The following is a 19220-nucleotide window of genomic DNA, read 5'->3' on the forward strand; positions in this document are numbered from 1 at the left end:
TTGGTAGTAATGGCGATGTTCCCTATAGAGCGTAACTATATTGGGTATGGAAATTCACGACCAGGAATTCCTCTTTCAAAAGTAAGATTTATTGTAAGTCATGACACGGGGAACCCTGGTAGCAATGCGATAGGAAATCGGGATTACTTTAATGAAATACAACCGAAAGCTTCAGCGCATACATTTATTGATGATAAAACAATATTAGAAATTGTCCCTATAAATGAAGTTGCGTACCATGTTCGATACAATGTGCCAACGGATAATGAGTTATTCGGTTATGATGCGAATAAGGCTGCAATTGGGGTTGAACTTTGCTATGGTGGCGACGTAAACTTTTGGGAGGCGTATACTCGTTTTACGTGGTATCACGCTTATTTATGTCAAAATTTCGGTTTAAATCCTAAAAAGGCTATTGTGTCACACAAAACGTTGGATCCTACTCGGAAAATCGATCCTGAGAATGTATTAGGGCAACAAGGAATTAAATTTCAGCAGTTTTTAGCAGATGTCTATCGGATGTATGTTTCGTTTAGATGACAAATATATGAAAAATGAATACAATAAAGATAGATGCCTACTGCTGTAAGTAGGTTTTTTCTTGTTTATATAAATAGAGCAGAGGTAGAAGACTAGGAGTGAACTAAGTATGCAAAAAGAAACAGTTATTATTATCGGAGGCGGTCCATGCGGATTAGCAGCGGCGATTTCGTTGCAAAAAGTGGGGTTAAATCCGTTAGTAATCGAAAAAGGAAACATTGTAAATGCAATTTATAATTATCCAACTCATCAAACATTTTTCTCCTCTAGTGAAAAATTAGAAATTGGTGAAGTTGCTTTTATTACAGAAAATCGTAAGCCATTTCGTAATCAGGCGCTTGCGTATTATCGTGAAGTAGTAAAGCGTAAATCTATACGTGTAAATGCATTTGAACGAGTGGAACAAGTTCAAAAAGATGGTGATGTTTTTAAAGTTGAAACGACGAAGCGTGACGGAAACAAAGAAATATATGTTGCGAAATATATTGTTGTCGCAACTGGATATTATGATAATCCAAATTATATGAATGTACCTGGTGAGAAACTTGAGAAAGTAGCTCATTATTTCAAAGAAGGACACCCTTATTTTGATCGAGATGTCGTTGTAATAGGTGGTAAAAATTCAAGTATAGATGCAGCGTTAGAGCTTGTTAAATCGGGTGCACGTGTAACAGTTCTATACCGTGGTGGGGAATACTCGCCAAGTATTAAGCCGTGGATTTTGCCGGAATTTGAGGCGTTAGTACGAAATGGGACAATTCAAATGCATTTCCATGCGCATGTAAAAGAAATTACTGAGCATACGTTGACGTATACAGTAGATGGTGAGGCAAATACAATTCAAAACGATTTTGTATTTGCTATGACGGGTTACCATCCAGACCACAGCTTCTTAACAAAAATGGGAGTTCGGATTGATGAAGAAACAGGGCGCCCGATTTATATAGAGGGTAGTATGGAAACAAACGCTGAAAATATTTTTATTGCAGGTGTAATTGCTGCGGGGAATAACGCAAATGAAATATTTATCGAGAACGGTAGATTCCATGGAGATGCGATTGCGCAAACCATTGCATCAAGAGAAGAATAAAAAGAAGCTGTCGAAATCTTCGACAGCTTCTTTTTTAATCGTGCATAAACATATGTTGGATTGTTTCGTGAGAGTTTGTGTTTTCTAGTGCGACTAGTAATTTAATTCGCGCCTTTTGAGCGTTTAAACCGTAGGTGAAAACAATGCCCATATCTTTTAATTGTTTTCCGCCACCTTCATAAGAGTATACGTCTTGAACGATACCGTTAAAGCAGCGTGAAACTAATACAATTGGAATGCCTTTTTCTATTAATCGCCTTAGACTAGGAAGTGTTCTTGGAGGTAAATTACCTTGTCCAAGTGCTTCAATAACAATTCCGTCTACTGGTAGTGTTTCGATTGCTGATAATAATGTATCATCCATACCTGCGTATGCTTTTAGAACGACAACGTTTTTAGAAATCTGTCGTACTGTGCATGTTTCGTGATGCACTAAAGCATGATGGAAAACAACACCACGTTTTGTTACCATGCCAATTGGTCCGTACTGTGGACTTTGGAATGTCGCGACATTACTTGTGTGCGTTTTTGTTACATTTGTAGCACAATGTATTTCGTCATTTAATACGACTAGAACACCTTTTTCAGCAGCTTCATTACTACTAGCAACTTTTACAGCTGATAAGAAATTATATAGACCATCGGCACCTAATTCATTACTAGAACGCATTGCCCCTGTCACAACGATTGGGATAGTTGCTTGAACTGTTAAATCAAGAAAATAAGCTGTCTCTTCTAATGTATCGGTACCATGCGTGATGACTACGCCGTGAATATCGTCTTGTTTTACTCTTTCGTCAATGATGACTTGCAATTGTAGCATTTCGCTAGGAGTCATGTGAGGAGATGGAAGATGGAACACATCTTCGACAATTAAATCAACATCGCCTTCTAAATCAGGAATGAATTTTAAAAGAGGATTCTTTTTACCTGGTTGTACGACCCCAGTTTCTTTATCTTCCTCCATTGCAATTGTTCCACCTGTGTGTAAAACTAGGATTCTTTTCAATGCTTATACCCCTTTCAAGTTGAAAAATACATTTAGAACATAACATGTTTTGAGTAAATTCGACAATGAAAATGTATAAAAGTATGCTTAGAAAATGACAATAAAATAAATTACTTTAAGTGTGCTCCGGTAAGTGGTTATTAGGTTAGGTTTTGTTTATGGAAATTTATGAGAGTGGATGTGTAAGTGTAGAGAGGGAAGGAGTGAGTTTTTTTGAAAAAAGTGGAGAAAATTATAATTCGTATATTACTGATTCAATTTATTTTTCTTTCTGTCGTCCAACTGCTTTTTATACATAAATCTTCAGTGAAATATTTATCGAAAATTGTTTATTACGAAGGTGTCGTCACGAAAAATAAGGCGGAAATCTTACAGGTGAATAAGTAGTTTTCATTTTCTTCTATGATGGATTATGCTACAATTATTGAGGATTTAATGACGTGAGGCAAATGAGAAGAAGCAGGGGGAAAATACCTGCTTTTCGTTTTGTTTTATAAGTGAAAAATGAGGTGTTACAATGGATAAACGAATTTCGATTGCTATAGATGGTCCAGCGGCTGCTGGGAAAAGTACAGTGGCAAAAGTTGTTGCAAAAAAACTTTCATATGTTTACATTGATACAGGCGCAATGTACCGTACTATTACATATGCAGCCCTTGAACAAAAAGTGGATATTGAAAATGAAGAAAAGTTAATGGAAGTTGTAAAAAATGTAAATATTGAATTTCAGCAAGGGGAAAATACACAACTTGTATTTTTAAATGGACAAGATGTTTCTGAAGTGATTCGTACGCCAGATGTGACGAATCGTGTATCTATTGTAGCGAAGCATCGTCTTGTTCGTGAAGAAATGGTACGTCGTCAACAAGGATTAGCTAAAAAAGGCGGCGTAGTAATGGATGGCCGTGATATTGGTACACATGTACTACCGGATGCTGAAGTGAAAATCTTTATGCTTGCTTCTGTAGAAGAAAGAGCGGAAAGAAGACATTTAGAAAATATGAATAAAGATTTCGATTCTAATTTAGAGCAGTTAAGAGAAGAAATTGCTAGGCGTGATAAATTAGATTCAGAACGCGAAGTTTCTCCTTTGAAAAAAGCTGATGATGCATTGGAATTAGATACAACTTCTTTATCAATTGAAGAAGTTGTCCAAAAAATTATGGGTATTGTTTCAGGAGTATTTGCGAAATAAAGAAAGAGGACTATCCTCTTTCTTTTTTTTTTGAATTGTAAAGGATAAGTGAATTATAAGTCTCTTTTCTTGACAAATGGGCTAATTTGTAAGAAGTTAGTTACAGAGGAAAAAAACTGTCAGAATATATTCGCTATTATATTTCAAATCATACTTTCTTCAAGATGATTTTGCTGTATACTATTTATATAGATTTAATATAGTTTCTTGTGAGCTGTATTGAAACAGAATATGTGATGATAAATTCTTAAACATGCAAATGAAAACATTTGTTTTCATTTCGTATATACATAAAAATGCTTTGTCAATTCTGTAGGGAGGTATTTCCATGGTAGAGAAAATGAATGAAGAAGTTATGAATTCAAAAGAATTACAAGTTGGTGACGTTGTTACAGGTTCTGTAACGAAAGTTGAAGAGAAACAAGTTCTTGTAAATGTTGGATACAAAACAGATGGCGTAATTCCGATTAGTGAATTAGCTAACGTTCATATTGAAAAAGCAAGCGATGTTGTAGAATTAGATCAAACACTTGAATTGAAAATTATTAAATTAGAAGATGATGATCTTGTTTTATCTAAGAGAGCTGTTGACGCAGAAAAAGCGTGGGTAGAATTACAAGAAAAATTTAATTCTGGTCATGTATTTGATGTTATTGTAAAAGATATCGTGAATGGTGGGTTAGTTGTGGACCTTGGTGTTCGTGGTTTTATCCCAGCTTCACTTGTAGAAGTACATTATGTAGAAGACTTTGCTGACTATAAAGGAAAAACATTAGCGGTGAAAATTGTTGAATTAGACCGTGAAAAAAATCGTGTTATTCTTTCACATAAAGCGGTAGTAGAACTAGAACTAGATTCTAAGAAAAAAGAAGCAATCTCTTCGTTAAAAGAAGGGGATATTGTTGAAGGAACAGTACAACGATTAACGGATTTTGGTGCTTTCGTTAACGTTGGTGGTGTGGACGGTTTAGTTCACATTTCACAAATTTCACACGAACGTGTAGAGCAACCTTCTGAGGTATTAGAGCAAGGTCAAAAGGTAAAGGTAAAAGTGTTATCTGTTGATGCTGATACGCAACGTATTTCTTTATCAATTAAAGCAGCTCAGCCAGGACCTTGGGAAAATGTTGCTGGCGAAATAAAAGCTGGAGATATTCGTGAGGGAGTAGTAAAACGCCTTGTTACATTCGGTGCATTTGTTGAAATTTTACCTGGTGTTGAAGGGCTTGTACATGTATCTCAAATTGCAAATCGTCACGTGAAAAATCCAAATGAAGTATTGGAAATGGGACAAGAAGTAAAAGTGAAAGTACTTGAAGTCCATGTAGCAGAAAAACGTATTTCTTTAAGCATAAAAGAAACGCTTGAAGAAAATAATGTAACAGAAGATTATAGCCAATATGAGCCAAATGCTGATTCGGCTACTTTCCAGTTAAGTGATATTATTGGTGAACAACTGAAAAAATTAAAGAAATAAAGAGGGGTACAAGTGGTAAGGGCAAAACGTAAATTAGATCATATTGAATATGCTCTTTCTACTGGTCAGTCTCGTACGCATGGCTTTCATGATATTGATTTTGTGCATCAAAGCTTGCCAAATTCAAGTTATGACACTATAACATGTGAAACAAAAATCGGCGAACTTTCACTAAGTTCGCCGATTTTTATCAATGCGATGACTGGTGGTGGAGGAGAGCAAACATTACATATTAATGAGCAATTAGCATATGTAGCGAAACATCATAACCTTGCTATGGCTGTAGGTTCGCAAATGGCAGCTTTAAAAGATGAAAGTGAAGCGGCTTCGTATAAAGTTGTTAGGAAAGTAAATCCGAATGGGATTTTTTTCGCAAACTTAGGAAGTGAGGCAACTGTCGAACAGGCAGAGCGTGCCGTTGATATGATTGAAGCGAATGCACTGCAAATTCATTTAAATGTCATACAGGAGTTAACGATGCCAGAAGGAGACCGTGATTTTACTGGTGTATTTCAGCGGATTGAGAAAATAGTTTTAAAAAGTAAAGTACCTGTCATCGTAAAAGAAGTCGGTTTTGGAATGAGTAAGGAAACAGTACAACAGTTAGCGAATATAGGTATAACAGCAATTGATATTGGCGGACAAGGTGGTACGAATTTTGCTGCTGTTGAAAATGAAAGAAGACAGCGAATACTTTCTTATTTTAATAACTGGGGCATACAAACAGCTACCTCGATTATTGAAGCAACCTCTACAAATAATAACCTCTCTTTTATTGCATCTGGGGGTATACAAACAGCACTTGACGTGGCGAAGGCAATCGCATTAGGGGCGAATACAACTGCGTTTGCTGGATACTTTTTACGTATTTTAATGCAAGATGGTGTTGAGGATTTAGTGGATGAAATTGATCTTTTACATACAGATTTAAAATTTATTATGACAGCTCTTGGCGTGAAGACGATAGAAGAGTTACAATCTGTACCTCTTGTTGTAAAAGGTGAAACGTACCATTGGTTAGCGCAGCGAGGGATTGACACTGCACATTATAGTAGGCGATAAAAAATCAACCATCCGGTTGATTTTTTTGCGTTTTATTTTCGTAAAATGAAGAGGGAGGGCGAGAAGTTATCATTCTATATAATTCTATAAATGGAAAAAAGAGAGAATTTACATTATAATAAAAGTATATATAAATATCGTGCGAAAAAATATGGTAAAAGTAAGAAAGTATTCTTCTCTATATAGCTGGTTAGCGATAAAACAAGATAAGAGATTGCTATTTAAGAGTCAAAAGAAACAAGGAAAAATTTACGATAATTTAGGGGATGAGGATGTTAATAAAAAAGGAGATAATGTATCTTCAAATAGTAAAAATACAATAGGACGCATTACATATAATAGTGAAGATGTTAACATCCATGCACGAAATATAAGAGAAGATACAGCGGTTTCTGGATATAATAAAAAGGTTGAAATTTCATTAACTTCAAATGTAAGAGAAGGAGATTCTAGTTCAACAACAGCACAATCAGCAATTAAAACGGCGAATATTACAATCGCAGTCGGGAATAAATTGTATAGGAATCCAACGGTGAATGCAGGAAGTGGAATAGAAGCACTAATTTTGCCAAGGGAATTAGGAGAAGACAAAAATCCATCGGAAGATTCGTATGCAAATTATTATTTTAATATACCAAATGAAGTGAGTTTAAGTAATTCTGAAGTAGTATTACTTTCTGATCAAGGATATACCATTGTGAGTAGGGAAATTAAAGGAGAAAAAGAATATATTGTAGGTGCGAAAAAAGAGGTTGAGCGAAAGTTAAATGAGATAGGAGAGACAGATTATGTACGTGTAGAGGTAAAAAGAGTAAAAATCCTTCTCTACATACGTATTATGTTATTACATATTCTAAAAAACCAACAGGTGTAGTTACGATTGATGCCTCGTTGAGTGATAGGGTTTATAATGCGAAAACAAAAGAATTATATTACGAGTAGAAATAAATAAAATAATTGTGTGAAAAGACGGTTTCGTACAATATCGAAACCGTCTTTTTGTATTGCCTATTTGAGGGCAACTTGATTGGTGTGAGCTAATAATCAGTGGGGATGGATACCCCCCCACTGAGGTTTCACTTTATTTAATGCTGATTCTGCTTTCGAGCTTGCTCCGGTGTATCAAGACTTGTTGCACCGGGATATTGAAGTGATTGGTCGCGATCAGATTCAACGCGGCGTGATTCTCTTAGCTTTCGTTCTTGGCGATCTTTACCCATTGTGAGTTACACCTCCTTATTAAAAGTTTTGCTGTTATGAGAAAAACTATGCACAAAGAAAAGGAGGATTAACTTTCATAAAAAGTTCCCATAATGGAAATCATAGGAGGTGAAATGATGGATGGGAGTACTTTTTATTTTGTTGCTTGGATAGGGTGGATTGTCGTGACCTTTTTTATGAAAAAGGAATCTATTCGTTGGAAGATAAGTGCTTGTATATTAATTTTTATTATTTGTTCTCCGTTAAATGTGACGATTGCTTCTTTCACGATATCGGTAAATGCCCTTTTGCTTTGTATTATTTCTTTTGTAGGTATCGCGTTATATTCTATTTGGAAAAAATTATATACCTTACTTTCGGCACTTATTATTGCAATGTTATATACAAGCTTTCATTTGTTAGAAGTATATGATCCAATTTGGATTGTGGTTGATAGGTTGTTGCTGTTAAGTGGTGCACTTGTGTATGCATCGGTTTTATTGCACGGGGATCGCATATTACGATTATGCTCCTTATATATAGGGATGTTACAAGGAGAATTATTGGTGACGCTGATTTTTCGTAAATTACATTTTCCTTATGAATACGGCAGTTTAGCTTTTTTAGATGTTGCTGCTGTTTCCACTTTATTTATGGCGATTTTACTTTGGATTACAAAGGCATCGGTATATATGGAACAATTTAAGAGGAAAACACGTAAAAGAAAGGCGAGGGTAATACATGACTGAATATACACCAGCTATTTTATGTGGCGTAATTGCAGGTACAATAACTAGGTTGTTAATGCTTCGTACCGATACGAGGCAATATCCGACGAGGCTTCACGGGAAAATTATTCATATCGCGATGGGATTAATTGCGGCTGCCTTAGGAGCAATTGCGATTCCGTCTGTTTTGAAAAAAGATTTCTCTGCAATTACATTTCTTACGTTAGCAGCGACGCAATTTCGTGATGTGCGCAATATGGAAAGAAATACGCTTCAACAATTAGATGGATATGAGCTCGTACCACGTGGTAATACATACATTGAAGGAATTGCATTAGTATTTGAAAGTCGTAACTACTTGGCGATGTTAACGTCGTTTGTAACAACGTTTGCGTATATAGGATTCGATTCATGGATTGCCGGGGTAATTACTGGTATAGTAAGTTTTTTCATTGCGAAAAAATTAATGTCAGGTAAAAGACTTCATGACCTTGTAGAAATAGAGCACGTTCCACTTCGTTTTGAAGGAGCGGGACTTTATATTGATAATATTTACATTATGAATATTGGATTGCCAGCAAGGCAAGAAGAAATTATGAAATATGGAATGGGGTTTATTTTAAAACCGAAATCGATAGATGCGATGGTTACAATCTCAAACTTAGGACAACGGCAAGCTATTTTACATGATGTTTCGGTTGCTTTAGGAATATATAGAGATTCTGGAACGCCGGCACTTGTACCGTTAGCGAAGCGTGATTTAGAGGATGGGAGAGTTGGGATTTTTGTTCTGCCGCAAGATCAAGATGCAGAAAAAGCGATAGGGGTAATCGGAAATGTACCAACATTAGAGAGTGCTGTTCATATGTCATCAGAAGCTCCGAAAGGAAGGGGAGATAAGAGATGATGTTAGAAAGTGTTATTCTCGCAGTCATTACAACAACGCCAGAGAAATTTGCAGGTGGTGCCCCTTTATTTATTTGCGAGTCGACAGAGGAACTGGAATTTGTTGCAAATAATTTAGAGGCTATTTTAGATGGTATTGCACATCGCTTACAAGATAATGTATATATTATTGTGAAACATTAGTAACGTGTGGTATAATGTGAGGTGTTTTGATACGTTGAGAAATATTCTGGAATGCAAATCCCTTCTTGCACAAAGAAGGGTTTTTTACATAATAAACAGAAGCAAGTTGAAAGGATGAAAGTATATGCCGAAACCAGTAATAGCGATAGTAGGCCGCCCGAACGTAGGGAAATCTACTATTTTCAATAGAATTGTTGGAGAAAGAGTTTCAATCGTAGAAGATATACCAGGTATAACGCGAGACCGTATTTATAGTGCGGGAGAATGGTTAAATCATGAGTTTAACATTATTGATACAGGTGGAATTGATATTGGAGACGAGCCGTTCTTGACACAAATTCGTCAACAGGCGGAAGTAGCGATTGATGAAGCAGATGTTATCATTTTTATGACGAATGGTCGCGATGGTGTAACTGCAGCAGATGAAGAAGTTGCTAAAATTTTATACCGTTCTAAAAAACCAATTGTACTTGCGGTAAATAAGGTTGATAATCCAGACATGCGTAGTGATATTTATGATTTTTATGCATTAGGATTTGGCGAGCCATTCCCGATTTCAGGTACACACGGTTTAGGACTTGGTGATTTGTTAGATGAAGCAGCAAATCATTTTCCAAAGATTGAAGAAGAAGCGTATGACGATGAAACAATCCGTTTCTCTTTAATTGGACGTCCAAACGTAGGGAAATCATCACTTGTAAATGCACTTCTTGGTCAAGAACGTGTAATTGTAAGTAATATAGCGGGAACGACACGTGATGCTGTTGATACACCATATAGTAAAGATGATCAAGATTATGTAATCATCGATACAGCTGGTATGCGTAAAAAAGGGAAAGTATACGAAAGTACAGAAAAGTATAGTGTACTTCGTGCACTTAGAGCGATTGAACGTTCTGACGTTGTTTTAGTCGTTTTAGACGGAGAAGAAGGAATTATTGAGCAAGATAAAAAAATCGCTGGATATGCTCATGATTCAGGACGAGCTGTTATTATCGTTGTAAACAAATGGGATGCAGTGAAAAAAGATGAAAAAACAATGAAAGCATTTGAAGAAAACATCCGTGCTCATTTCCAATTTTTAGAGTATGCACCGATTGTATTCTTATCTGCGAAAACGAAAAAGCGTACACAAACGTTATTACCGGTTATCAATGAGGTAAATGAAAGCCATAGCATCCGTGTACAAACGAATGTATTAAATGATGTAATTATGGATGCGGTAGCGATGAATCCAACGCCGACACATAATGGTAGCCGTCTGAAAATCTTCTATGCGACACAGGTTGCGGTAAAACCACCAACATTTGTTATATTTGTAAACGATACAGAATTAATGCACTTTTCATATGAGCGCTTCTTAAAGAACCGTTTACGTGAAGCGTTCGGTTTTGTAGGAACGCCGATTCACATTATCGCTAGAGCAAGAGACTAATGGAGAGGATGTGATTTTATGACAAAAATCACAGTAATAGGAGCAGGTAGCTGGGGAACAGCGTTAGCGATGGTATTAGCTGACAATGGGCATGATGTACGTATTTGGGGAAACCGTCCTGAACTCATGAATGAAATTAATACGAAGCGTGAGAACAGTAGATATCTTCCAGGGATTACATTGCCAAGCACAATCGTAGCCTATTCTTCTTTAGAAGAAGCATTAGTAGATGTAAATACAGTACTGCTAGTAGTACCGACGAAAGCGTACCGAGACGTATTGCAAGAGATGAAAGAAATTGTTACAGAGCCAATTACTTGGATTCATGCAAGTAAAGGAATCGAACCAGGTACGTCAAAACGTATTTCGGAAGTGATTGAGGAAGAAATTCCAGAGAGCTTGATTAAGGATGTTGTTGTACTATCTGGGCCGAGTCACGCTGAAGAAGTTGGATTGCGTCAAGCGACAACTGTTACGTCTGCAGCAAAGCGTATGGAAGCGGCTGAGGGAGTACAAGATTTGTTTATGAATAGCTATTTCCGTGTATATACAAACCCAGATATCGTTGGAGTTGAACTTGGTGGTGCTTTAAAAAATATTATTGCACTAGCTGCGGGGATATCTGACGGGCTTGGATTAGGTGATAATGCGAAAGCGGCATTAATGACACGTGGTTTAACAGAGATTGCTCGTTTAGGAAGAAAAATGGGCGGAAATCCGTTAACGTTTGCTGGTCTAACTGGTATGGGAGACTTAATTGTAACTTGTACAAGTGTGCATAGCCGAAATTGGCGCGCTGGGAATATGCTTGGAAAAGGGCACTCTTTAGAAGAAGTGCTAGAAAGTATGGGTATGGTTGTAGAAGGTGTAAGAACAACGAAAGCTGCTCATGAATTGGCAGAGAAAATGGAAGTTGAAATGCCGATTACAGCTGCTTTATATGACGTGCTGTTCAATGGGAATAATGTGAAAGACGCAGTAGGCTCATTGATGGGACGTGTTCGAAAACATGAAGTTGAAGCGATACCTGATTTGTTATAAAGAAAGCGGTAGAAGTACATTTCGTACTTCTACCGTTTTTTATTTTTTATGGGTCTTTTCACCAATTTTTCATCTCTGCATAGGATGAAGAGTAACTTGAGGAGAGGGTGAAAAGAATGGATAACAACATTTTTAATAACATTGAAAAAGAAGCGAAAGTGAACAAAGAAGATATTTTTAAATTAGCGTCGTCTGTTCAAAATGCGAACTTACGTGATGAGACAGTGCTTCGCCAATTGATTCATCAAGTTGCTCTAATGGCAGGACGCGAAGTGCCGAAAGAGCAAGAGGATCAAATTGTAAAAGCGATTATTAACAATAATATGCCGGCGGATTTTGGTTCGTTAAGTAAAATGTTTAAAAAATAAATTATGAGAAACAAAGAGTTTAGAGAATGCATATGATAGTTATGAAAGAATGGGAATAGAGCTGTTAAGGGCATATTTGGTCAACCGAAGCGCATCATTTCGTGCTTCGGTTTTATTATTTTAAATAAAAATCATCAATTCACGGAAAAATGATGATTTTTATTTGTTTAAAGATTTTAATTTGTTAAAATAGTATAAAAATAGATTGAAAGTAAAGGGGTGTATATATGTCGGAAGGACTTATGAAAATGTGGTTTGCTTTAGGGGCAATTGGATTTATGTTTCTTGCAGTAAGTTTTATTTTATTGAGTAGGCATAAAATGAAGAATAAATTTTTGAAAGGGATTACAGCTTTAGTAGCGTACACCCTCATGATTGTATCGGGAATTGTTATTTTCCTTGTTGTATTTAGTGGCCCTATTGAGCAATAAAGGATGTGTAGTCGGTAAATGTTACAAAAGCAACAGTCCATACTAGCATGAAAAGGTGATTGTCAGTGAAAAAAATCCATATTATTTTAATATTTTGTTGCATGAGCATTTTAACAGGGTGTATGTATCCAAGAGAAAATATGAAACAAAGTGCTATTCCTTATGAAGACCAGTTGCAAGTTGTACAAAAAGCCATTAATACATATAAGGAGCAAACGGATGGTTTATTACCAATTAAGACGCGTGATATGAGTACGCCGATTTATCAGAAGTATCCAATTGATTTTCAAAAAATTGCTCCAAGGTACATACAAGAGGCACCAGGGAATGCGTATGAAAGTGGTGGAGTATATCAATATGTATTAATAGATGTTGAAAAAAATCCGACAGTAAAGTTAATTGATGTGAGAATGGCGGAACAAATTCAAGAAGTGGCATTGAAGCTAAGAATGTATCGTGATGAACATCAATATCCACCTTTTAAAAAAGTGATCACAGATGGTGTTTATGAATTAGACTTCAAAAAACTAGGATATAAAGATGTACCACAAGTGACAAGTCCGTACTCAGGAAAAGGTCTCCCTCTTGTAATTAATGAAAAAGGAGAATTGTTTGTTGATTATAGAATCGACTTATATGAAGCGTTGAAAAAAAATGAAGGACAATTTAAAGAAGGTGAAGATATCCGGAGTATACTATCGAAGGATTCTCCGTTTGTTCCTGCATACTCTTTGCCGTATACAGTAAAAAATGGAGAACCAATTTTTTTGAAATCATAAGTCATGAACCTTTCTTTTAGTGAATAAGTTCTAGAAGAAAGGTTTTTTATGTTATACAACTTGCGATGCAAACAAAAGGTATTTTTAAATAGTCATATGAAATTGGACAAAATTATATGATATATTGTCCGAACTTCTAGAATACCATTATATTATATCAGATATTATAGGCAACATTAGAGAAGGTATTAGTTGACTATAAACGTGGAATTATTCCCAAAAATATTGAGGGAGGGAATCACTTGGAAAAGGTAGATATTTTTAAAGATATTGCGGAACGCACAGGCGGTGATATTTATTTTGGAGTTGTAGGAGCTGTTCGAACAGGGAAATCAACATTTATTAAAAAATTTATGGAACTTGTTGTTATTCCTAATATTGAAAATGAGTCAGACCGTCAAAGAGCGCAGGATGAACTGCCTCAAAGTGCTGCTGGTCGTACAATAATGACGACGGAACCGAAGTTTGTTCCAAACCAAGCGGTTTCTATCGAAGTAGATGAAGGTCTTGAAGTGAATATTCGATTAGTAGATTGTGTTGGATATACGGTTCCAGGAGCAAAAGGCTATGAAGATGAGAATGGTCCGCGCATGATTAATACTCCTTGGTATGAAGAGCCTATTCCATTCCATGAAGCTGCAGAAATCGGAACACGTAAAGTAATTCAAGAGCATTCAACAATTGGTGTCGTTATTACAACAGATGGAACAATTGGTGAAATTCCAAGAAGAGATTATATAGAGGCAGAAGAACGCGTTGTAAATGAGTTAAAAGAAGTAGGAAAGCCTTTCATTATGATTATCAATACTGTACAGCCATACCATCCAGATACGGAGCAGTTACGTCAAAGTTTATCAGAAGAATATGATATCCCAGTAATTGCGATGAGTGTAGAGAGTTTAAGAGAAACAGATGTGTATAACGTACTGCGAGAAGCATTATTCGAGTTCCCGGTTTTAGAAGTGAATGTAAACCTTCCGAGCTGGGTAATGGTACTAAATGAAGGGCATTGGTTACGCCAAAGTTATCAGGAAGCGGTTCAAGAGACTGTAAAGGATATAAAACGTCTTCGTGATGTGGACCGTGTCGTTTGGCAGTTTAGTCAATATGAATTTATTGATCGAGCGAGTCTAGCTGGCATCGATATGGGGCAAGGTGTGGCAGAGATTGATTTATATGCGCCAGATGAATTGTATGATCAAATTTTAAAAGAAGTAGTAGGAGTAGAGATTCGAGGGAAAGATCATTTATTAAAGCTTATGCTCGATTTATCTCATGCGAAAACAGAATATGACCAAGTGGCGGATGCCTTGCGGATGGTAAAACAAACCGGATATGGAGTAGCAGCGCCTGCATTAGCTGATATGAGCTTAGATGAACCGGAAATTATTCGTCACGGCTCAAGGTTCGGTGTTAAATTAAAAGCGGTTGCGCCGTCTATTCATATGATTAAAGTGGATGTAGAATCAACATTTGAACCAATTATCGGTACTGAAAAACAAAGTGAAGAACTAGTTCGTTACTTGATGCAAGATTTTGAAGATGACCCGCTATCAATTTGGAATTCTGATATATTTGGGCGCTCTCTTAGCTCTATTGTTAGAGAAGGAATTCAAGCGAAGTTATCTCTAATGCCAGAAAACGCTCGTTATAAATTAAAAGAAACGCTAGAAAGAATTATTAATGAAGGATCTGGCGGATTAATTGCGATTATATTATAAGAAAAAAATCCCTCTAATTGCAGAGGGATTTTTTTCTTTTTGAGTACGTAATAGAAAAATAAACAGTCATTATCTAATATTTTGTTGTAAATTGTCAAGTTTCATCAGAATTTCACATTTTTAGAGTAACAATTTCCTTAAAAATATTGAATTATAAAGGAGAATCGTATAATATAGGCGTTGATAATGATTTATCTACATCTTTGTAGTATAGAATTTGTAAAAATTGCCTACAAATGAAAGTAAGACTCATTTTATGATCATTATACAGTCTTATCTTTGGGAGGAGGTGAATGGCATGAACAAGACAGATTTAATCAATGCTGTTGCAGAAGCAAGTTCCCTTTCTAAAAAGGACGCAACAAAAGCAGTGGACGCTGTTTTTGATTCTATCTTAGAAGCTTTAAAACAAGGTGATAAAGTACAACTAATCGGATTCGGTAACTTCGAAGTTCGTGAGCGTGCGGCTCGTAAAGGTCGTAACCCACAAACAGGTGAGGAGATTGAAATCGCTGCAAGTAAAGTACCTGCATTCAAACCTGGTAAAGCGTTAAAAGATGCGGTTAAATAATCCTTACATATTAACAGGGAAGAAGAGTTTCCTTTTTGGAAACTCTTCTTTTTGCTTTTAAAAACATAAATATGCTAGAATGTGTTCGTATCACTTTTAGGTTTTTCGGGAGGGCTAGCGGATGGCAAAAGTTAATTTAGAACAAATTGAACATGCAGTACGTCTTATTTTAGAGGCAATCGGAGATGACCCAAATCGCGAGGGAGTACTTGATACACCGAAACGTGTTGCGAAAATGTACGCAGAAGTATTCTCAGGAATGCATGAGGATCCGAAAGAGCATTTACACAAAGTATTCGGAGAAGACCACGAAGAGCTTGTGCTAGTAAAAGATATACCATTCTATTCGATGTGTGAGCATCATCTTGTTCCGTTTTATGGAGTTGCTCACGTTGCATATATTCCGCAAGGTGGAAAAGTAACGGGACTAAGTAAATTAGCTCGTACTGTAGACACAATTGCGCGTCGTCCGCAACTACAAGAACGTATTACATCAACAGTAGCTAACTCTATTATGGAAGTACTAGAGCCGCATGGTGTAATGGTAGTAGTAGAAGCAGAGCATATGTGTATGACGATGCGTGGTGTGAAAAAGCCTGGTGCGAAAACAGTAACGACTGCAGTGCGCGGCGTGTTAGAAAATGATGCAGCAGCACGTAGTGAAATTTTATCGTTTATTAAGACGAATTAAAGAAGAGCGGGAAACTGCTTTTCTTTTTTTTATATACAAAAAAATGATATAGTTTTAATGTTAAAGAGCAAGAATATAAAGGTTGAAAATTACTTCTGTCTTTTGTGTAAATGAATGTTTGTAGTTGTTAGAGACGAAGATAACTTGTATGAATAAAAGTTGAGGCTTTATTCGGTGGCAGTTTGGCAGAAGTAGCCAAGTTTTGATTATAGAAAATAGAATGTATGTGTTATAATAAATTTTATGAATTAGAAAACAAGGGTGATTTTTTGTGTGTGACATCTACGGAGGGTATGCGGGTATTAAAGAGAAATTGATGGAGAAATTACGCCATCCTTATTTTATAAACTATATTGAAGAACCATTTATTGATGAAGAAAAAATAGCGCTGTTATACGGTGCATTAAAAAGTGCAAATATACATAAAGAACAAATTGATCATTATGTCGTAACGATTATGCTTGTACAAATTGCTCTTGATACACATGAAAAAGTATCAAATAAAGCAAACGAAGAGACGAGTGGATTCCATAAGCGTCGTCAATTGACAGTTCTTGCAGGGGATTATTATAGTGGTCTATACTATTACTTATTGTCAATGAATTGTGATATTATCTTAATTCGTGCACTTGCTGAAGGAATTAAGGAGATTAATGAACATAAAATTATGCTGTATCAAAAAGCACATGTGACGATTCAAGACATAATGGAAAGTGTAGTAATAATTGAATCTGCGCTTTTGCAAAAAACATGTGATCATTTTCAGTTATCTAATTGGAAACCATATATAACTTATGTGTTAGGAAAAAATCGTCTTCAAAAAGAGTGTCAATTGTATGCTGATAAACAAAATTCACCTGTTTTTCAAGCAGTCCAAAAAATCTCATTGGATGATGATGAAAATTTGGAAACAGTTATTAATGAATGGCTTATGGAAATGAGAAAGCAAGAAGAAAATTTTTTAGAGAATCATACAGAAGTTAATGAGATAATTTCTATGTTAAGAGATAAATCAAGGACATAAGCAACTTTACATTGGAAGAAGGTACGAGCATGCAACAATCAAAAGAAGAAAGAGTACATGACGTATTTGAGAAAATTTCTGATAAATACGATGTGATGAATTCTGTAATTAGTTTTCAAAGGCATAAGGCATGGCGCAAAGAAACGATGCGAATTATGGATGTGAAACCCGGGAGTAAGGCACTTGACGTGTGCTGCGGGACGGCAGATTGGACAATTGCACTAGCGGGAGCTGTAGGTGAAGATGGGAAGGTTTACGGTTTAGACTTTAGCGAAAATATGCTAGCTGTCGGTAAACAAAAGGTAGAAGCTTTAGAATTAAAGCAAGTAGAACTTATGCATGGAAATGCAATGGAACTTCCTTATGAAGATAATACGTTTGATTATGTAACGATTGGTTTTGGGTTACGTAACGTTCCGGATTACATGCAAGTATTAAAAGAAATGACGCGTGTAGTAAAGCCTGGTGGAAAAGTAATTTGCCTGGAAACATCTCAACCAACGATGATAGGTTTTCGTCAAGGATATGTCTTATACTTTAAATATATCATGCCGTTATTTGGAAAGATGTTTGCGAAAAGTTATAAAGAATATTCATGGCTTCAGGAATCTGCTAGTACATTCCCTGGGATGAAAGAGTTAGCACGTATGTTTGAAGAAGCTGGGCTTAAGAATGTGCAAGTGAAACCATTTACATTTGGTGTAGCAGCTATGCATTTAGGTATTAAACCAGAATCAAAATAGAAAATAGAAAAAAGACGTTTTAGGTTAAGGTGAACAATATGAAGTTACAACTTATGTACTCTTTTTTACGATCGGATATTAATGTTATAGAAAAAGAATTGAAGAAGACAGTTGCTTCGGAGCAGCCGTTAGTAGAAGAAGCGGCATTACAGCTTATTGAAGCAGGTGGGAAGCGGATTCGCCCTGTTTTTGTTTTGCTTGCAGGGAAATTTGGGGATTATAAGTTAGATGCAATTAAGCATGTTGCGGTTGCATTAGAACTAATTCATATGGCTTCGCTTGTTCACGATGATGTCATTGATGCTGCGTTTTTACGACGCGGTAGCGCAACAGTGAATGCGAAATGGGGAGATCGTATTGCAATGTATACAGGAGACTACTTGTTTGCGAAGTCTCTTGAATGTATAACAAATATAGAAATTCCAGATGCACATCAAGCGTTGTCTCATACAATTTTAGAAGTTTGTAAAGGTGAAATCGAACAAATTAAAGATAAGTATAACTATGATCAAAATTTAAGAACGTATTTAAGAAGGATAAAACGAAAAACAGCATTGTTAATCGCCGCAAGTTGTCAGTTGGGAGCGATTGCTGCTGGTGCTAATCGTGATACTGTAAATCGTCTATTTTGGTACGGATATTTTGTTGGTATGTCTTATCAAATTATTGATGATATTTTAGATTTCGTATCGACAGAAGAGAAGCTTGGAAAGCCTGCTGGTGGTGATTTATTACAAGGTAACATTACATTACCTGTTTTGTATGCCATGGAAGATCCAGTTCTTCGTCAAAAAATTACATCTGTGCATGAAAATACAACAGCAAGTGAAATGAAAGAAATTATTGATGATATTAAAGCGAGCGAAGCTATTGATAAAGCATTTTCGTTTAGTGAACGTTATTTACATAAAGCATTAGAAATAATAAAACCACTCCCTCGTGGACAGGCGAAGTATGCGTTGCAAAATGTCGCAAAGTATATTGGAAAACGAAAATTTTAGTGTTTTGTCTAAAAAATAAAATAAT

At 36.1% G+C, this 19220-nt stretch carries 22 protein-coding genes and 1 pseudogene; 21 read left to right on the forward strand and 2 right to left on the reverse strand.

Annotation, left to right across the window (positions count from 1 at the left end):
* Positions 1–9 precede the first annotated feature (9 nt).
* Both NSQ08_RS06170 and NSQ08_RS06175 read left to right on the forward strand, forming a co-directional pair.
* Positions 10–540, forward strand: a complete 531-nt coding sequence (locus NSQ08_RS06170; RefSeq protein ID WP_002011791.1) for a peptidoglycan recognition protein family protein — start codon at positions 10–12, stop codon at positions 538–540.
* Between the two features lie 109 nt (positions 541–649).
* The gene (locus tag NSQ08_RS06175) at positions 650–1630 is read left to right on the forward strand and encodes a YpdA family putative bacillithiol disulfide reductase (RefSeq protein WP_002030753.1); all 981 of its coding nucleotides are present in this window, start codon (positions 650–652) and stop codon (positions 1628–1630) included.
* A gap of 34 nt (positions 1631–1664) precedes the next feature.
* On the opposite strand, the gene ansA is transcribed toward NSQ08_RS06175, so the two are convergent.
* Positions 1665–2639, reverse strand: coding sequence for an asparaginase (gene ansA / locus NSQ08_RS06180; protein WP_088030883.1), 975 nt, complete (start codon positions 2637–2639; stop codon positions 1665–1667).
* Positions 2640–2852: 213 nt separating this feature from the next.
* Between ansA and NSQ08_RS06185 the strand changes: the two genes are divergently transcribed.
* The 5 genes and pseudogenes from NSQ08_RS06185 (at position 2853) to NSQ08_RS06205 (ending at position 7315) form a co-directional block, all read left to right on the forward strand.
* Entirely contained in the window at positions 2853–3026 is a 174-nt protein-coding gene (locus NSQ08_RS06185; protein ID WP_002135263.1) for a DUF5359 family protein, read from the forward strand.
* A 130-nt stretch (positions 3027–3156) separates the two neighbouring features.
* A complete protein-coding gene (cmk, locus tag NSQ08_RS06190; protein WP_340772577.1) occupies positions 3157–3834 on the forward strand; it encodes a (d)CMP kinase in 678 nt (225 codons plus the stop codon).
* Between the two features lie 328 nt (positions 3835–4162).
* On the forward strand, positions 4163–5311 hold the full coding sequence (gene rpsA, locus NSQ08_RS06195; RefSeq protein ID WP_002126412.1) for a 30S ribosomal protein S1: 1149 nt from the start codon (positions 4163–4165) through the stop codon (positions 5309–5311).
* Between the two features lie 12 nt (positions 5312–5323).
* On the forward strand, positions 5324–6373 hold the full coding sequence (gene fni, locus NSQ08_RS06200; protein ID WP_340772584.1) for a type 2 isopentenyl-diphosphate Delta-isomerase: 1050 nt from the start codon (positions 5324–5326) through the stop codon (positions 6371–6373).
* 151 nt (positions 6374–6524) lie between these two features.
* Positions 6525–7315 (forward strand): annotated as a pseudogene (locus NSQ08_RS06205) (hypothetical protein).
* 143 nt (positions 7316–7458) lie between these two features.
* On the opposite strand, the gene NSQ08_RS06210 reads toward NSQ08_RS06205, so the two are convergent.
* On the reverse strand, positions 7459–7593 hold the full coding sequence (locus NSQ08_RS06210; RefSeq protein WP_000513901.1) for a YpzI family protein: 135 nt from the start codon (positions 7591–7593) through the stop codon (positions 7459–7461).
* 117 nt (positions 7594–7710) lie between these two features.
* Here NSQ08_RS06210 and NSQ08_RS06215 point away from each other — a divergent pair, with 117 nt between their 5' ends.
* The 14 genes from NSQ08_RS06215 (at position 7711) to hepT (ending at position 19195) form a co-directional block, all read left to right on the forward strand.
* Entirely contained in the window at positions 7711–8322 is a 612-nt protein-coding gene (locus tag NSQ08_RS06215; protein WP_002086626.1) for a YphA family membrane protein, read from the forward strand.
* Positions 8315–9208: a YIEGIA family protein gene (locus tag NSQ08_RS06220; RefSeq protein ID WP_002086625.1), complete on the forward strand. Its 894-nt coding sequence runs from the start codon at positions 8315–8317 to the stop codon at positions 9206–9208. The genes NSQ08_RS06215 and NSQ08_RS06220 overlap by 8 nt, the downstream gene beginning before the upstream one ends.
* Complete coding sequence (locus NSQ08_RS06225; RefSeq protein ID WP_002086624.1) at positions 9205–9390, forward strand: capping complex subunit for YIEGIA; 186 nt, start codon at positions 9205–9207, stop codon at positions 9388–9390. The genes NSQ08_RS06220 and NSQ08_RS06225 overlap by 4 nt, the downstream gene beginning before the upstream one ends.
* Before the next feature lie 124 nt (positions 9391–9514).
* Positions 9515–10825 carry a ribosome biogenesis GTPase Der gene (gene der, locus NSQ08_RS06230; protein ID WP_002011811.1) on the forward strand — a complete coding sequence of 437 codons (1311 nt, stop codon included), beginning with the start codon at positions 9515–9517 and terminating at the stop codon, positions 10823–10825.
* A gap of 18 nt (positions 10826–10843) precedes the next feature.
* A complete protein-coding gene (locus NSQ08_RS06235) occupies positions 10844–11866 on the forward strand; it encodes an NAD(P)H-dependent glycerol-3-phosphate dehydrogenase (RefSeq protein WP_002011813.1) in 1023 nt (340 codons plus the stop codon).
* 116 nt (positions 11867–11982) lie between these two features.
* On the forward strand, positions 11983–12234 hold the full coding sequence (locus NSQ08_RS06240) for a stage VI sporulation protein F (RefSeq protein WP_000369753.1): 252 nt from the start codon (positions 11983–11985) through the stop codon (positions 12232–12234).
* Between the two features lie 227 nt (positions 12235–12461).
* Positions 12462–12665: a DUF2768 domain-containing protein gene (locus tag NSQ08_RS06245; protein WP_002011815.1), complete on the forward strand. Its 204-nt coding sequence runs from the start codon at positions 12462–12464 to the stop codon at positions 12663–12665.
* Positions 12666–12730: 65 nt separating this feature from the next.
* The gene (locus NSQ08_RS06250) at positions 12731–13444 is read left to right on the forward strand and encodes a hypothetical protein (RefSeq protein WP_002126422.1); all 714 of its coding nucleotides are present in this window, start codon (positions 12731–12733) and stop codon (positions 13442–13444) included.
* Positions 13445–13686: 242 nt separating this feature from the next.
* Positions 13687–15165, forward strand: coding sequence for a stage IV sporulation protein A (gene spoIVA, locus NSQ08_RS06255; RefSeq protein WP_000416521.1), 1479 nt, complete (start codon positions 13687–13689; stop codon positions 15163–15165).
* 298 nt (positions 15166–15463) lie between these two features.
* Positions 15464–15736: an HU family DNA-binding protein gene (locus NSQ08_RS06260; RefSeq protein ID WP_001043860.1), complete on the forward strand. Its 273-nt coding sequence runs from the start codon at positions 15464–15466 to the stop codon at positions 15734–15736.
* Between the two features lie 121 nt (positions 15737–15857).
* A complete protein-coding gene (gene folE / locus NSQ08_RS06265; RefSeq protein ID WP_002011819.1) occupies positions 15858–16427 on the forward strand; it encodes a GTP cyclohydrolase I FolE in 570 nt (189 codons plus the stop codon).
* Between the two features lie 271 nt (positions 16428–16698).
* Positions 16699–17451 carry a heptaprenyl diphosphate synthase component 1 gene (locus NSQ08_RS06270; protein ID WP_201039686.1) on the forward strand — a complete coding sequence of 251 codons (753 nt, stop codon included), beginning with the start codon at positions 16699–16701 and terminating at the stop codon, positions 17449–17451.
* 29 nt (positions 17452–17480) lie between these two features.
* On the forward strand, positions 17481–18194 hold the full coding sequence (gene menG / locus NSQ08_RS06275) for a 2-heptaprenyl-1,4-naphthoquinone methyltransferase (RefSeq protein WP_002086620.1): 714 nt from the start codon (positions 17481–17483) through the stop codon (positions 18192–18194).
* Between the two features lie 38 nt (positions 18195–18232).
* The gene (gene hepT, locus NSQ08_RS06280) at positions 18233–19195 is read left to right on the forward strand and encodes a heptaprenyl diphosphate synthase component II (RefSeq protein WP_002011823.1); all 963 of its coding nucleotides are present in this window, start codon (positions 18233–18235) and stop codon (positions 19193–19195) included.
* Positions 19196–19220 lie beyond the last annotated feature (25 nt).

It is taken from the genome of Bacillus sp. FSL E2-8887 (assembly GCF_038007205.1).
Classification (GTDB): Bacteria; Bacillota; Bacilli; order Bacillales; family Bacillaceae_G; genus Bacillus_A; species Bacillus_A mycoides.